Source organism: Paenibacillus sp. JJ1683 (assembly GCF_053006485.1).
In genome coordinates, this window is record NZ_CM129820.1 from 1,173,852 (window position 1) to 1,189,156 (window position 15,305).

The 15,305-nt window shown below is 51.4% G+C and carries 13 protein-coding genes; all 13 read left to right on the forward strand.

All coding sequences use genetic code 11. The features are described from left to right. Window positions 1-3 precede the first annotated feature (3 nt). The 13 genes from ACUC6J_RS05100 to ACUC6J_RS05160 all read left to right on the forward strand — a co-directional run bounded on the left by ACUC6J_RS05100 (window position 4) and on the right by ACUC6J_RS05160 (window position 15,019). On the forward strand, window positions 4-1,359 hold the full coding sequence (locus tag ACUC6J_RS05100) for an ABC transporter substrate-binding protein (RefSeq protein WP_225164849.1): 1,356 nt from the start codon (window positions 4-6) through the stop codon (window positions 1,357-1,359). 33 nt (window positions 1,360-1,392) lie between these two features. Further along, window positions 1,393-2,298: a carbohydrate ABC transporter permease gene (locus ACUC6J_RS05105; protein WP_017426328.1), complete on the forward strand. Its 906-nt coding sequence runs from the start codon at window positions 1,393-1,395 to the stop codon at window positions 2,296-2,298. Continuing rightward, a complete protein-coding gene (locus tag ACUC6J_RS05110; protein WP_016821430.1) occupies window positions 2,295-3,221 on the forward strand; it encodes a carbohydrate ABC transporter permease in 927 nt (308 codons plus the stop codon). The genes ACUC6J_RS05105 and ACUC6J_RS05110 overlap by 4 nt, the downstream gene beginning before the upstream one ends. Before the next feature lie 19 nt (window positions 3,222-3,240). Further along, complete coding sequence (locus tag ACUC6J_RS05115; protein ID WP_016821429.1) at window positions 3,241-4,347, forward strand: M24 family metallopeptidase; 1,107 nt, start codon at window positions 3,241-3,243, stop codon at window positions 4,345-4,347. Window positions 4,348-4,417: 70 nt separating this feature from the next. Further along, entirely contained in the window at window positions 4,418-5,941 is a 1,524-nt protein-coding gene (locus ACUC6J_RS05120; RefSeq protein WP_102998678.1) for an Ig domain-containing protein, read from the forward strand. A 151-nt stretch (window positions 5,942-6,092) separates the two neighbouring features. After that, entirely contained in the window at window positions 6,093-7,301 is a 1,209-nt protein-coding gene (locus ACUC6J_RS05125) for an NAD(P)/FAD-dependent oxidoreductase (protein ID WP_447249854.1), read from the forward strand. Beyond that, window positions 7,298-8,299 (forward strand): proline racemase family protein, encoded by a 1,002-nt coding sequence (locus ACUC6J_RS05130; RefSeq protein ID WP_447249855.1) that lies wholly within the window; start codon window positions 7,298-7,300, stop codon window positions 8,297-8,299. Before ACUC6J_RS05125 ends, ACUC6J_RS05130 begins: the two co-directional genes overlap by 4 nt. A 54-nt stretch (window positions 8,300-8,353) precedes the next feature. Beyond that, complete coding sequence (locus ACUC6J_RS05135; protein WP_330720315.1) at window positions 8,354-9,241, forward strand: dihydrodipicolinate synthase family protein; 888 nt, start codon at window positions 8,354-8,356, stop codon at window positions 9,239-9,241. Window positions 9,242-9,256: 15 nt separating this feature from the next. Then, the gene (locus ACUC6J_RS05140; protein ID WP_017426334.1) at window positions 9,257-10,693 is read left to right on the forward strand and encodes an aldehyde dehydrogenase family protein; all 1,437 of its coding nucleotides are present in this window, start codon (window positions 9,257-9,259) and stop codon (window positions 10,691-10,693) included. Next, window positions 10,686-11,078 carry a (2Fe-2S)-binding protein gene (locus ACUC6J_RS05145; RefSeq protein ID WP_240753581.1) on the forward strand — a complete coding sequence of 131 codons (393 nt, stop codon included), beginning with the start codon at window positions 10,686-10,688 and terminating at the stop codon, window positions 11,076-11,078. The genes ACUC6J_RS05140 and ACUC6J_RS05145 overlap by 8 nt, the downstream gene beginning before the upstream one ends. Continuing rightward, the gene (locus tag ACUC6J_RS05150) at window positions 11,075-11,410 is read left to right on the forward strand and encodes a (2Fe-2S)-binding protein (RefSeq protein WP_017426336.1); all 336 of its coding nucleotides are present in this window, start codon (window positions 11,075-11,077) and stop codon (window positions 11,408-11,410) included. Before ACUC6J_RS05145 ends, ACUC6J_RS05150 begins: the two co-directional genes overlap by 4 nt. Continuing rightward, window positions 11,407-12,633: an NAD(P)/FAD-dependent oxidoreductase gene (locus ACUC6J_RS05155; protein WP_447249856.1), complete on the forward strand. Its 1,227-nt coding sequence runs from the start codon at window positions 11,407-11,409 to the stop codon at window positions 12,631-12,633. Before ACUC6J_RS05150 ends, ACUC6J_RS05155 begins: the two co-directional genes overlap by 4 nt. Before the next feature lie 61 nt (window positions 12,634-12,694). After that, entirely contained in the window at window positions 12,695-15,019 is a 2,325-nt protein-coding gene (locus tag ACUC6J_RS05160; RefSeq protein ID WP_447249857.1) for a beta-L-arabinofuranosidase domain-containing protein, read from the forward strand. Window positions 15,020-15,305 lie beyond the last annotated feature (286 nt).

The window sequence follows — 15,305 nt, forward strand, 5'->3', positions numbered from 1 at the left end:
GATTTGCGAAAACGAAGGTTACGGACATGGATGGCTCTGGTGATGACGGCGATGCTGACAGGGCTGACGGCGTGCAGTGGTAGTGCTGGCGAACCGGCTAATCCCAATGCGGTCGAACTCAAGTTTATGTACTGGGGGAGCAATGACGAAAAGCAGGCAATGGAAAAGATGATTCAAAGCTTTAATGCATCCCATCCGAACATTCGGGTGAAGGGCGAGCATGTTCCTGGTGACTACACCACGAAAATTAACACTTTAATGGCTGCCAATCAGCTTCCTGATATCGCCTACCTGGGCGATTCGCTCACGATGAAATGGGCAAGTGAAGGTAGACTCCTAGATTTATCCTCCTATTATGACGAATATCCCGAATTAAAAAACAAGCTCAAATCCTCCTATCTTTACAGCGAACCTGGCAAGTCTATCGGCAATTACACTGCGTTGGAAGTGATGCAGCTATTTTACAACAAGGAATTGTTTACAGAAGCAGGGGTACCCGTTCCTCCGGCTGATCCTGAAAAAGCGTGGACATGGGATGAATTCCTGGAGATTGCCAAAAAGCTGACCAAGGATCAGAATGGCAAGCACCCGGGAGACAGCGGATTTGATCCGAAAAATATTGTGCAATACGGCTTTGCCTTTGGCAACGACCGCAGCTCCTGGGGGCCGCTCTTAGCAAGCAATGGCGGAGGTTTAACCGACAAAACAGGCAAGAAGTATACTCTGAACCGCCCTGAGTCGGTAGAGGTGTTTCAGAAGCTGCAAGATCTGGTTTTCAAGGAGCATGTTTCTCCTGATTTGATCCAACAGCAGGACATGCCGTCCAATACGATTCGGCTCCAGACCAAAAAGGTGGCTATGGTGGTAGACGGAACATGGTCCCTGCTCGATTTTTCAAACAACAAGCAGCTGCAATGGAGTATCGGCGTTTTGCCGAAGCTTAAAGAGCCCAAAACGATGATCGTTGCGGGGGCCACAGTTATTTTCCAGAGCACCAAGCACCCGAAAGAAGCGCTCGAATTTTATTTGTACCATAACAATCCTGAAAAGGTGGATCTGTTCAAGTCCGGTCTGTGGATGCCTATCGAAGAAAAATATTATACCGACGAGCAGGCCATCCAGTCGTGGACGAATAATGCAGCACATCCACCGGAATTTCAGCAGGCTGGCATTGAGTATGCCAGAGATTATGCGATCAAGCCGTCAACTTCGACTCTTCGCAACTGGCCTGATATTGGTTCCAAGCTGACCCCAGGGCTGGATCTAATCTGGACGAACAAGAAGACGCCGCAGCAGGCGCTGGATGAACTGGAACCCATTATTCAGCCACTGCTTCAAGGAGTGTATCCGGATGAATAATGCGGCAGGACAGCTGCGAAAGGAGAACGGCCCATGAAGCGACCGAAATCAGGAATGATGCGCATGGAGCGAAACTGGGGTCTGCTATTCGCGCTGCCTGCCATCCTGGGATTAATGATATTTACGATTGGACCGATTGTGGCATCGTTCGTATTCAGCTTGACCGATTGGACGATTGGTGGACAGATGACCTTTATTGGATTGGATAATTACCGAACCATTTTGACCGAGGATACTACCTTTTCCCAATCCATGTTCGTGACCACGTATTATGCACTGGGCAGCGTACCTCTAGGCTTGGCGGCAGCTTTTATCATTGCACTGCTATTAAATCAAAAGGTAAAGGGTTTGTCGGTGTTCCGCACGATTTACTATTTACCTACCATTGTGCCGAGTATTGCCAACACGATGCTGTGGCTGTGGATGTTCAACCCAGATTTTGGTCTGTTGAACTCGCTGCTGGAGAGTGTTGGACTGCCGGGGAGCAAATGGATTTATGACGAGAATACTGCAATACCCTCGCTCATCATGATGAGCACCTGGGGGATCGGGAATACGGTCATTATCTTTTTGGCGGGACTTCAGTCGGTTCCCACCCATCTGTATGAAGCAGCTGAGGTAGACGGCGGCAATAGACTGCATAAATTTTTCCATATTACGATTCCCTCGATGACACCAACCATCTTCTTCAATTTGGTTATGTCTTTAATTAGCACCTTTCAGGCATTCAATCAGGCGTATGTCATGACAAACGGGGGACCTAACAATTCAACCCTGTTCTATGTGTTCTACCTGTGGCGTACAGCCTTTACGGAGACCAAAATCGGCTACGCCTCAGCGCTGGCCTGGATCTTATTTTTCGTCATTATGGTCCTAACTGTTCTGATTTTCTCCACGTCCAAAAAGTGGGTTCACTATGAAGGGGGGGAACGCTCATGAATCAGGTTACTTCTTCTGTCAAACCTTCAGACACACCGCAACATCCACTTCCACAGCCTGAACGCTCCCGAAGTCCTGCTACCGCCGCCCGTTCCAAACCATTCCAAATCAGTCGCATCGTACTGTATATCGTTTTAATGATAGGCAGTGTTTTAATGCTGTTGCCATTTGTATGGCTCATTCGTAGCTCTCTGATGGGAACATCGCAAATTTTCGTATTCCCGCCAGAGTGGATACCCTCTCCTTTTCAATGGAGCAATTACCCAGAAGCGCTGACTTCGGTACCGTTCGGTAGGTATTTTCTGAATACGTTCATCATTGAGGTGTGTGTGCTGGCAGGAGTAATGATGACCTCGATTGTGTCGGCGTTTACCTTTGCCCGCCTGCGCTGGCCTGGACGTAATCTGATTTTTTCTCTGCTGATCGGATCGATGATGCTGCCTTATGCGGTGACGCTCATACCTACTTTCGTCATGTGGCGTGAACTGGGCGGGTTGAATACATTTCTGCCGCTGATTGTTCCTGCATGGTTTGGTGGAGGGGCGTTCAACATCTTTCTGATGCGACAATTTATGCTGACGATTCCGCGCGATCTGGACGAAGCCGCTTATATGGATGGAGGTACACCGCTAACTGTATTATGGCGCGTCATTATTCCTTTATCTTCGCCTGCATTGATCGTGATCGGGATATTTACCTTTATTGATGTGTGGAACGACTTTTTGGGCCCGATTATTTATTTGAGTGACGAAAAGCATTTTACACTGGCGCTGGGGCTGGCGACTTTTCGGGGATTGAACAATACCAATTGGCCTTACCTGATGGCGGCATCCAGCACGATTTTGGCTCCGATCGTCCTGATATTTTTTATCGGACAACGCTATTTTATTGAAGGCATCACACTGACAGGGATTAAAGGCTAAAAAGGAGGCTGATGTAGCTTTGGATAAACCCAACGGTTCAGCAAAACGGTTACAGGGTGTTCCAGGCAGACTGGCTCGGTTACGCTCGGAATTCCCGGCTCTAGGGATAGATGCACTACTTATTACACATGGACCCAATCGACGATATATGACCGGATTTACAGGCTCCGCCGGAATTGCGCTCGTTACGCAGGAAGAGGCTTTGTTGGTGACGGATTTCCGCTATATGTTGCAGGCAACAGATCAGGCAGCAGAATATTCAGTTATTCGGCATGAGGCACAAATCTTCCAGACCATCGCTGACCTCACAAGTAAATTGGGTGTTCGTAGACTGGGTCTAGAGAGTCGGCATGTCTCACTTCAACAGTCAGGACAGCTTCAAGCCGCACTAGGATCGTTGGAATACGTGCCAACGGAGGATGTAATTGAACGGCTGCGTGACGTGAAGGACGAGGAAGAGATTCACACCATCCGTGAAGCTGCGCGTATTACCGATGCCGCCTTTACGGAAGTGCTGAATTATATTCAGCCTGGAGTTACAGAGCGGCGGATTGCGGCGGAACTGGAATATCAGCTCCGGCTCGCAGGCGCGGAATCAGGCGGTTTTGCGTTCATTGTTGCTTCAGGTGAACGCTCGGCCCTGCCCCACGGACTGGCCAGTGACAAGGAAATTGGTCAGAACGAGTTTGTCACGATGGATTTTGGCGCAAATGTGCGTGGTTATCTGTCTGATATTACGCGTACCGTATTCGTTGGAAATCCATCAGAACGGCACGAGGAACTGTATGCTATTGTGCTGGAAGCGAATATGACGACGATTGCAGGACTTCGCCCTGGCATGAGCGGTCGGGAGGGAGACAGTCTGGGGCGGAATGTGATTGCCTCCTATGGCTATGGAGAACAGTTTGGTCACGGATTGGGCCACGGCTTTGGCTTGGAGATTCATGAGCAGGTGCGACTGTCCCGTGAGAGCCAATCTGTGCTTGTACCGGGACATGTCATTACCGTGGAACCGGGCATTTATATTCCGGGCTTCGGCGGAGTTCGGATTGAGGACGATGTACTGATCACAGATGACGGTGCCAAGGTGCTGACTGCCTCGCCCAAGGAGCTGCTTTTGTTATAAAACACACTGGCGTTATAGATAACTATCCATGGCTTGAAAATAATTCCAATAAACGAGATGGAGGGATCAAATGAACACGCGTAAAAGGAAAACCAAAGTATGGCTGATCACACTGGCAACTTCTCTCATTGTGGCTTTGACACCAGCTCTTCCGGCTCAACAGGCTTATGCCGAGGAAGAATCGGATGTAAAAGTCATCGACATCTTTAGCCGGACGGTGAACGACTATGGTATAGATCTGGTCGATTGGCAAGGGTATCTGGCGAACCCATATGTGAAGCTAAAAGTGAAGCCGCCTGCCAATGCCGCTTTTCCGTTAACCGTTACGTTAAAAGCGCAAGGCACATCCCGACTGATGATGGATTTGCCAAGTACGCTGTCGGCGCAAGGAGCAAGCAAAACGCTGACTTTTGCCAATGCACAGGAGGAGAAGGATTTCCGGCTGGCCATTCATCCTGACCGGATTGGAGGAAACGGTGAAATAGAGAACTATACATTGTCTATGTCCGTTGCCGAAAATAACGGTCACACAACCACTCAGTCTATTCCGATTCGTGTGCTGGATCAGGACGATAATGAAGAACCCACAATCCCCCTCCATTTTGACTACAGATTCGATACGATCAAGCCTTATTTCAATGACGCGGCTACCAAAAAAGCCGCAGAGCTGGCAGTGAAGGACTGGTTCTATTTCTTTGATCTGAAGCCATTTGATGAGGTTCCTGCCAATGCGGAAGTAAACCATTTGCCAGGAGATGATTGGCAAAATGAAATACAGGTGACGAATAACAAACCCTACAAAGGCATGTGGGTATTTATGAGAGGGCTAAACGGGCCGTATTCTACGGGCTTTCCGGCAGCGAATGGCAATTATCATACACGTAACGGTGTGACCGTCCCAGGGAACTTAAACCGTTCCTATAGTCTGATCCTGGATTTCTATGATGATGCCATTCCATTCACATCGGTGGACGATGAAGAATGGTATCAATCCGATCTGTCCAAGGTGACGGATGTGCATGGGCTGATCATGCACGAATTCGGTCATGCAATTGTATTCAGCGACACGTTCCCAGGCGTCAAGGCGCTAAAGGAAGCGGCTGGCAATGACCCGGATATTATGGCCTATCAGCACAGACCGGCTGCATTGGACGACAGCTATCATCTCTCTGGAGAGCTTGCAGAGGTCGATAGATTGAGCGGACAAAATGGAGGCTGGCGCCACCTGTTCCCGACCCGGCGCTGGATGAACACGAAGCTTTCGCTGCTTGTAGCAGAAAAGGCAGGCTGGCCGCTGCGCAAGGACCTGACTCTTTTCCTCGCGCCAGAAATCATAACAAAGCAACTGCCAGCACCCGTCAAAGGAAAGACATACACGGCGAAGCTGGAAGCCAAGGGAGGCGTACCATTTTACGATTGGACGGTGACCCGCGGTCAACTGCCCACAGGCTTTACACTGGACCGCTTTACAGGAACGATTAGCGGAAAAGCAGACAGCGGAGCAGCCAACAAGACGTATACGTTCACGATACAGCTGCGGGATTATGACGAGCTAAGCAAGCCTGTCACGCAAAGCTTTACGATCAAGCTGTAATGAATGCCCCCAAGAGGCGGCTGTCCCGAATGTCCTGACTGAACTTGGATGGGGCTGAATGACTATAAAGCAACTTGCCAAATAGAGCTTTGGGGCAAGCCGCCGGATTGTTTTCCATTCATATGGAAACGGTTGAAGGGAGGGAAAACGAATGAAACACGATGCGGCGGATCTGGTCATTGTAGGCGGTGGAATCATCGGTACAGCTATCGCTTATTATGCAGCTAAATCTGGTATGAAGGTCGTGCTGGCTGAACGAGGGGAAATTGCTGGAGGTACTTCTTCCCGATGTGATGGAAATATATTGGCAATCGACAAAGAGCCCGGCTTTGACAGTCGGATGTCACTGTTATCACAGAAGCTGGTGGCAGAGCTGGCTAAGGAACTGGAAGATGAATTTGAGTATCGTGCGCCTGGAAGTATTCTGGTCTGTGAAAACGACCATGAGATGCAGGCCGCAGAGCAGTGGGTCACCCGCCAGCAGCAGGAAGGGCTTCCGTTTCGCATGCTGGATCAGCAGGATTTGCAAGAGGAATGGCCGCATCTAGCCAAAGATTTGCCGGGCGGACTGGAGTGTGCGACAGATTCTACTGTAAATCCGGTGCAGATGACGTATGCCCTGGCCAGGGCCGCGCGTCGGATGGGAGCCAGGCTATTGCCGCGCATGCCGATACAGTCGGTTCTCAAGGACGAAAGGGGAAACGCCTGCGGAGTGGAGACGCAAAACGGCGTGATCCATGCTGATGCAGTAGTGTTGGCCGCAGGTGTATGGACACGCAGCATCGGTGATTCGGTAGGTTTGGACCTTCCGATTATACCGCGCAAAGGACATATACTGGTGTCTGCCCGAATGCCTTCGATCGGAAACCGCAAGGTGATGGAGTTCGGTTATCTGATGAGCAAGTTCGGAGGTCAGCGGAGTGTAGATGAGGTTTATGAAAAATATGGTGTAGCGCTGGTATTTGAGCCCACCGCATCCCAGAACATTTTGATTGGCAGCAGCCGTCAGTTTGTCGGTATGGATACAGGAGTTGATCAGCAGGTGATTCGCTTAATCGCCCGCAGAGCCCTTCGCTTCTTTCCTGCCTTGGCCAATGTGCCGCTGATGAGGGCGTATACGGGTTTGCGTCCATGGACCCCTGATCATTTGCCCATCATATCCGCAGTGGATGAAGTACCGGGGCTATTTATCGCTTCAGGCCATGAAGGAGATGGTATTAGCCTGGCGGCGGTTACGGGTAAGCTGGTGACCGAAATGGTACGCGGCGAACCCACTTGTATTCCGGTAGAGCCGCTGCGTTATGACCGATTCGGAGAGGCTTTTACCAGCCACGATATTCACGGGGAGGTAACTGGATGAGTGCAGCGGGCAGAATTACTACGATTGATACTCATACGGGAGGCAATCCGACGCGGACAGTCATCCACGGCGCGCCTAAGCTGGTAGGGCATACCATGCTGGAAAAGATGACTTATATGGCAGCGCACCATGATGATTTTCGCCGTCTGCTGATGTTTGAGCCGCGTGGTCATGAGGTGATGTCAGGCTGCATTTTAACAGAGCCTTGTCATCCAACTGCAGATATGGGTGTGGTCTTTATAGAAACAGGCGGCTATTTGCCGATGTGTGGTCACGATACGATTGGCGTCTGCACGGCACTGGTGGAAGGTGGCCTGATTGCTGCGGATAAAAAATTTATATTGCTGGACACTCCGGCAGGCCCGGTTCAAGTACGGCTGGATATAGATGAGGGCAAGGTGAAACAAGTAACGTTCACCAATATTCCTTCCTTTGTGTACCGCCGTGAGGTGGAGGTTCAGGTAGAGGGCATCGGTCGAGTTACTCTTGATATTGCCTATGGAGGCAACTTTTACGGCATTATAGAGGCGGCCTCCATCGGTCTTGTCCTGGATCAGAGCAATGGAGCAAAAATTGTACGAACAGCGGTACAGATTCGGGAGGCGGTGAATGCTGCTGTTGAGGTAGTACATCCTGAAAATCCGGTTATTCAAGGATTGACGCATATTGAATTTTACGGAGAACCCGTGGCTTCACAGGCCGATTGTCGCAATGTTGTCGTCATTCCGCCGGGCGGTATTGATCGCTCTCCTTGTGGCACAGGAACCTCAGCCAAGGTAGCGGTGCTACACGCCAAGGGAAAGCTGGGCTTGCATGAGGCGTTTGTGCATGAAAGCATCACTGGCTCCATGTTTCGGGCTGAAATTGTGGGCGAGACGCAGGTAGGTCCTTATCCGGCCGTGATTCCGCAAATTACAGGCTCGGCTTGGGTGACGGGACATCATCAATTTGTGCTGGACCCTGACGACCCGCTGAGAGAGGGATTTTTGCTGATGTGAGCATTTTGCATCATTTAAATAAGTAAATAAAAATGGGAGAGGGTAGGTGAGTATATGGCACGTTTTGAAGGTGTATATGTGGCCTTGGTTACACCGTTCACGGCAGAGCTGGAGGTTGACCATAAGCGTCTGACCGAGCTGTGTGAGCGTCTGATTGCAAGCGGTATTAGCGGACTGGTACCTACGGGATCGCTGGGAGAGTATGCTGCTTTGTCTCCAGAGGAACGATCGCAGGTGGTGCATACGGTCATTGACGCTGCGGCGGGACGTGTTCCTGTTGTAGTCGGCTCGGCCGCTCCATCCACTAAACAGGCGGTACATTGGGTGCAGCATGCCAAGGATGCCGGGGCAGCGGGTGTCATGGCGTTGCCGCCCATTAATTATAATCCATTGCCCCATGAGGTAACGACTCACTATGAAGCATTGTCAGAGGTAGGCCTGCCGATCATTGCGTATAACAACCCCCATGATTACAAGGTTGACCTGACCCCGGATATTCTTGCGGACTTGTCACACATTGAGAATATTGTAGCAGTCAAGGAATTTTCCGGGGATGTACGGCGTATTCACGCTATTTTGGACCAGACAGAGCTGGAGGTCATGGTCGGAGTAGATAATCTGGCGATGGAGGGAGCATTGTTCGGCGCGACAGGCTGGATTTCGGGGGTACCTAATGCGTTACCAAAAGAAGGAGTAGAGCTGTTCCGGCTTGCGCAGGCGGGAAATTTGGCGGAAGCGTCCGCGTTGTATCGCAGACTATTGCCGCTGTTCCACTACGATGCCAGTCCGCAATTGGTGCAGTCCATCAAATATATGATGGAGCTGGCTGGATTCCCGGTCGGTCCGACACGGCCGCCCAGACTTGCGTTGCCACAGGCGGATTATGACCGGATTCGTGAAGCTTTTGAGGTGGCAGTTCGTCCGAGCGGGGTTTCATCTTGAATGGGGGTGAAGACGATGGAGAGCCGAAATTGGATTGGCGGTGAGTGGCTGAGCCCTTCCGGCGAGGAGATGGTGGTTCGTAATCCTTCGGCGTTGCAGGAAGAAGTGGGGGTCGTCCATTTCTCCAATGAGCGTGATATTGCCCAGGCCGGGGAAGCAGCACGACTGGCACAGGCAGGATGGGCAGCATTAAGCCCGGCAGCACGGGGAGCTTACTTGTTCAAAGCAGCCGGGTTGTTGGAAACAGCCGCACCTGAATTGGCTGAGCTGGCCAGCAGAGAAATGGGCAAGCCGATTACCGAGATGCGAGGAGAGGTGATGCGAGGTGTCCACCTGCTTCGATATTATGCGGCAGAGGGTGTACGTTCCATCGGTACAGTCATTCCTTCGAATGAGTTGGGAGTACTCCAATACACGAAGCGTATCCCGCTGGGGGTAACGGCTGTCATAACGCCGTGGAATTTTCCGGTAGCGATTCCGCTGTGGAAAATCGCTCCTGCACTCTTGTGTGGCAATACGGTCATTTGGAAGCCTGCCGAACATGCTTCATTAACCGCAGTACGGATCGCTGAGCTATTTGAAGCGGTGCAGCTTCCGCCCGGCGTACTGAACCTCGTCATTGGGCAGGGGAGTCGTATAGGCGATGCCCTACTGGAGCATCCAGCATTGGAGGCGGTCAGCTTCACGGGTTCTACCGCTACAGGTTTGGGCATTGCTGAACGGTGCGCACGTCGGAACATCAAATACCAGACTGAGATGGGCGGCAAAAATGCTGCCGTGGTGCTGAAGGACGCGGATGTGTCGCAGGCGGTGGCGATGATTGCCAGCGGTGCCTTTCGATCAGCCGGACAAAAATGCACGGCCACCAGCCGGGTGATTGTAGAACGGTCTGCCTATGAGACGTTCACAGAAGCTTTACGCCAAGTGGTGGAAAAAATCCAGATCGCTCCAGCGCTTGACCCCGGTGCGTATCTCGGACCTGTGGCATCCAAGAGTCAGTACGAGAAGGTCATGTCCTATGTATCGCTAGCTCGCCGGGAAGCTGATATTTTGGCGGAAGGTGGAGCCGCCGCCGGGACAGATAACGGTTATTATGTGCGTCCACTGCTGGCGGCTGGTCTGGATTCGTCCCACACCTTGATTCAGGAGGAGGTTTTTGGCCCAGTCATCAGTGTCATACAGGCCGACGACTTTGAGGATGCGATTCGGCTGTGCAATGATTCTATTTATGGGTTAAGCGCTTCCCTGTTCACCCGCGATTTGCGGCTTGCTCATCGGTTTCTGGATGAAGCGGACGCGGGAATGGTACGGGTTAATCAGGAGACGGCGGGAGTTGAGTATCAGTCTCCGTTCGGTGGTCTGAAGCAGTCAAGCTCACATACCCGGGAACAGGGTCAGGCGGCGCTGGATTTTTATTCAGCGATTAAAACCTGTGCGATCAGCTATGCGTAAACGCGCGATGGGACGAAGTGATACGGTTGGGACGGAAGTGCAGGGGGAAAAGACCCATTATGCAGAAAACCAGTATGCTGAATCTCCGGGTGTGCAATCAAAAACGTTTGGCGCGTCAGGCCATGTGCTTGTGTGTCGATGTGAAGAAGTGAGTATTGCACAGATGGAGCAGGCTTGCCGCATGGGTGTGGATACTGTTCGCCAGCTTAAAATGGCTACGCGGGTGACCATGGGGGCATGCCAGGGCAGGGTATGCCGACAATTAGTGGAATCATGGTTTTACAATCAGGTTCCTGCTGCCCGCCGGGAGGCGGAGTTGTTATCTCAAAGGCCCCCGGTGCGTCCCGTAACGTTCGGTCAGCTGGCAGAAGGAGGTTCCCTATGAGCCGTGCACGTATCGTAAATCATCCGATTTTGGGACCCAAGCCAGAGCGGCGGCAAGTATCTTTCATGTTTGATGGTCGTCCCATGCAGGGATTGGCTGGAGAACCACTAGCGGCAGCGCTCCTCGCCAGCGGTGTCCGTTTGCTGAGAAGGCATGAGGAATCCGGTACGGCCAGGGGCGTATACTGTGCTATTGGGCACTGCAACGAATGCCGTCTGACGGTTCATCCGTTTGGTACGGTTCGTTCCTGTCTGACCAAGCTGGAAGAAGGTATGGTGGTGGAAACTGGACGGCAGCTTTCGAATGAAATCACAGGGAGAATTGTGACATGAATAAAATGGCACATCTCATCGTCATTGGCGCAGGTCCGGCCGGACTGTCTGCAGCGGCATCGGCTGCTGAACAAGGATTGCCAGTCACGGTACTGGATGAGTTTACTGAGCCGGGTGGACGTATGCCCGGGCAATATCATGAGGAAGGCAGTCAAGGCTGGTGGATCGGAAAGCATGTTTCGGATGAGCTGATTACCCGTTGCGCGGAGCTTGGGGTGGACATTCGCTGTGGCGTTTCTGTACATGGCATGGAATATACGACAACGTGGGAAATTTCCACTTCCTGTGGATTGCTCACGGCTGAGTACGTATTGCTGGCAACCGGAGCGGCTGAGATTCCCGTTCCGCTGGATGGCTGGACGTTACCGGGTGTAATGTCCATCGGGGCTGCGCAGGTGCTGACCAATGTTCATTACGTCAAGCCGGGAGAGCGCGGCATCATCGTAGGCATGAACGTATTGTCGATGGCGATTGCCCGCGAACTGTCCGTCGCCGGGGTGAAGGTAGCGGCGATTACACTGCCGTGCGCGGGTCCGCTGGCTGGTGTAGCGGCAGATCCGACAGCCTCCGCGAAGCTGCTGCTTCAGCTGTCAGGGTTGGCGCCTGCCGCCTGGATGCGCGCCGGCGGCAAGCTGGCAGCGACGATGCGGATGGAGAAGCTCATCGTGCGCTGCTATCCCCACAGAGGCTTCCGTCTGTGGGATATCCCGATCCGTTTGCGGACAGCAGTGCAGTCCGTCAACGGGCAGGACCGGGTCGAATCCGTGACCCTGGTCCACGTTAAACCGGACGGCTCGCCGATTGCTGGCAGCGAGCGCGTCGAACCCGCCGACTTCGTGGCGCTGAGCGGCGGCTTGTATCCGCTTGCCGAACTGGCGGCGGTAGCCGGGTGCAAATTCGTGTACAGCCCTGAACTGGGTGGGCATGTTCCACTACATGGTGAGCGAATGGAAACCTCGCTCAAAGGGCTGTACGTTGCCGGCAATATTACCGGCATCGAAAGCGGGCTGGTCGCCATGGCTCAAGGGCGATTAGCAGCCGCTTCCATGATCCAAGCTGCTGGACTTGGCGGAGCAGGCGGGGAACAACGGGTGCAGGAGGCAATCCGTGAGGTTCATTTTGCACGAAAACATGCGTTGATTCAATTTCATCCCGGCATTACAGAAGCGAGAACGCAGCTGTACCAGCAGTGGGGGCAAATCTCTTCTGGGAGCGGCGCGTAACGGCTCGTTAGGTTGGATATACGTTTTTTACTCCAAATTTGCCTTAAAGGAGGAACGGAAGATGACTCTTAAAGCAAAGGCTCATATGCAAGCAAAGCCGTTCGCACTGAACGAGGTAGTATTGACCGAAGGTCCCTTCAAGCAGGCGATGGAGCTAAACCGATCTTACCTGTTGGAGCTTGAGCCTGATCGTCTGCTGGCGCGTTTTCGGGAATATGCCGGGCTTGCGCCCAAAGCGCCTCAATATGAAGGCTGGGAAGCGATGACTATTTCTGGTCATACGCTGGGACATTATTTGTCCGCTTGCTCCATGATGTTTGCTTCAACAGGCGATGAACGTTTTAAGGAGATCGCACATTACATTACGGATGAACTGGATGTTTGCCAGGCGGCGCATGGTGACGGATATGTATCTGGTATTCCTGGGGGAAAGGAACTTTTTGAAGAGGTATCTGCCGGAAATATTCGTTCGAAGGGCTTTGACCTGAACGGTGCCTGGGCTCCTTTGTATACACTACACAAGTTATTCGCTGGTTTGCGTGATGCGTATCATCTGACAGACTGTGACAAGGCATTAGGTGTAGAGCGCAAACTGGCGGACTGGCTCGAAGGAATTTTGCAGCCGATGAGCGATGAGCAGATGCAGCAGATGATGTTTTGCGAATATGGAGGCATGAATGAGGTATTGGCGGATTTGTATGCGGATACCGGGGAAGAGCGCTACTTGCGGCTGGCTGAGTGCTTCTGGCACAAGCTGGTGCTGGACCCGCTTAGCTCACAGGAGGATTGTTTACAAGGCATTCATGCCAATACACAGATTCCGAAGCTAATCGGGCTTGCCAAGGAATATGAGCTCACGAATGACACGAAGCGTCGGAAGACGGTAGAATTTTTTTGGGAGCGGGTGGTGGATCATCATTCGTATGTCATTGGCGGCAATAGCTTTGGAGAATATTTTGGCGCGCCAGATGGCTTGAATGATCGCATCGGACCGCATACGACGGAGACATGCAACACCTATAACATGCTCAAGCTGACTAATCACCTGTTTCAGTGGAATGTTTCTGCCAAGGAAGCGGACTTTTATGAGCGAGGTTTATTCAATCATATTTTGGCTTCTCAGGACCCGGTTCACGGGGGTGTTACGTATTTTCTGTCACTGGCCATGGGCGGGCACAAGCATTTTGAAAGCAAATTTGACGATTTCACGTGCTGTGTCGGCACAGGGATGGAAAACCATGCGAGCTACGGCAGCGGTATTTATTTTCACGATCACGATAAGCTGTATGTCAATCAGTTCATTGCCTCCACGCTGGAATGGAAGGACAGAGGCGTTACGCTAAAACAAAACACGTCCTATCCAGATGCAGATCATACGACGCTGGAGATTCAATGCGATCAACCTGCCTCATTTATGCTACTCATCCGCTATCCATATTGGGCTGAAAAAGGAATTACCATTCGTGTAAATGGCAAGGAACAATCGGGTGTATCGGAACCGGGCAGTTTTGTCTCTATCGCCAGAACGTGGATTGACGGGGATGTTGTAGAGGTGACGATTCCGATGTCGCTGAGATTGGAGCAGATACCAGATAACCCGGATCGGGCGGCTGTCATGTATGGACCGCTGGTGCTGGCAGGTGATCTGGGACCCTTAGAAGATCCTAAAGCCAAAGAGTTCCTCTATACCCCGGTATTCATCCCTCCAACAGAAGAACTGGATCATTGGATACAGCCCGTGGAGGGCAAAACGAATACATTCCGTACCTTAAAAGCAGGGCATCCCCGAGATGTGGAACTGTCTCCGCTGTATAAAATGCATGACCGTACCTATTCAGTCTATTGGGACATTTTTACGAAGGAAGCATGGCAGGAGGCGGAAAAGGAATACACAGCAGCACGCGAAAAGCTGGCGATTCTGGAGCAGTGCACGATTGACTTTGCCCAACCCGGAGAAATGCAGCCGGAGCGGGATCACAACTTTCAGGGAGATGCTTCGACTCGCACCGGATATGTGAATAACCGACCTTACCGGAATGCGGGAATTGACGGCTGGTTCTCTTTCGATTTGAAGACAGATCCGATTGCTCCAATGCTGCTGGTTATCACGTATACGGCTACGCTGGAAATGCCAAACTGTGATTTTGATATTTTGATTAACGATCATCTGCTTGAGCATTTTAGTGAAGGCTTTGATGAGGCTGACAAGTTTTACAACGTGAATGCCGCTATTCCGGCTGCATATCTGGAGGGTAAGGATATAGCCACAGTGACCTTCAAAGCCAAGCATGGACAGCGTATCCGCAGATTGTTTGGGCTGAGGATGGTTAACAAGGATGTGTATGAGCAGCTATATCAAGCTGGGAGTCCAGGTGCACATGAATGATTTTTTGAGCTGTTTCGTGAGAAAATTAACGTTTGATTTTTAACCAGTAATGATTTATGATGTAAGAAATATTGGATGATGCTGGAATAATCCATAGGATATGAACTGATATATTCATAGTTTTTGCGCGTGAAGCACACGGGCTGTTTCTTCCTTCAGAGGGGAGAGGCAGCCCTTTTTTAATGAGATTTTGCAGAAATATAAGTTATATAAGGAGGCAATTCTATGATTTAGAGCGGGAGATTTCTCATAGGAAATGATTTTTAGAGTAGTTATATTAGTTATT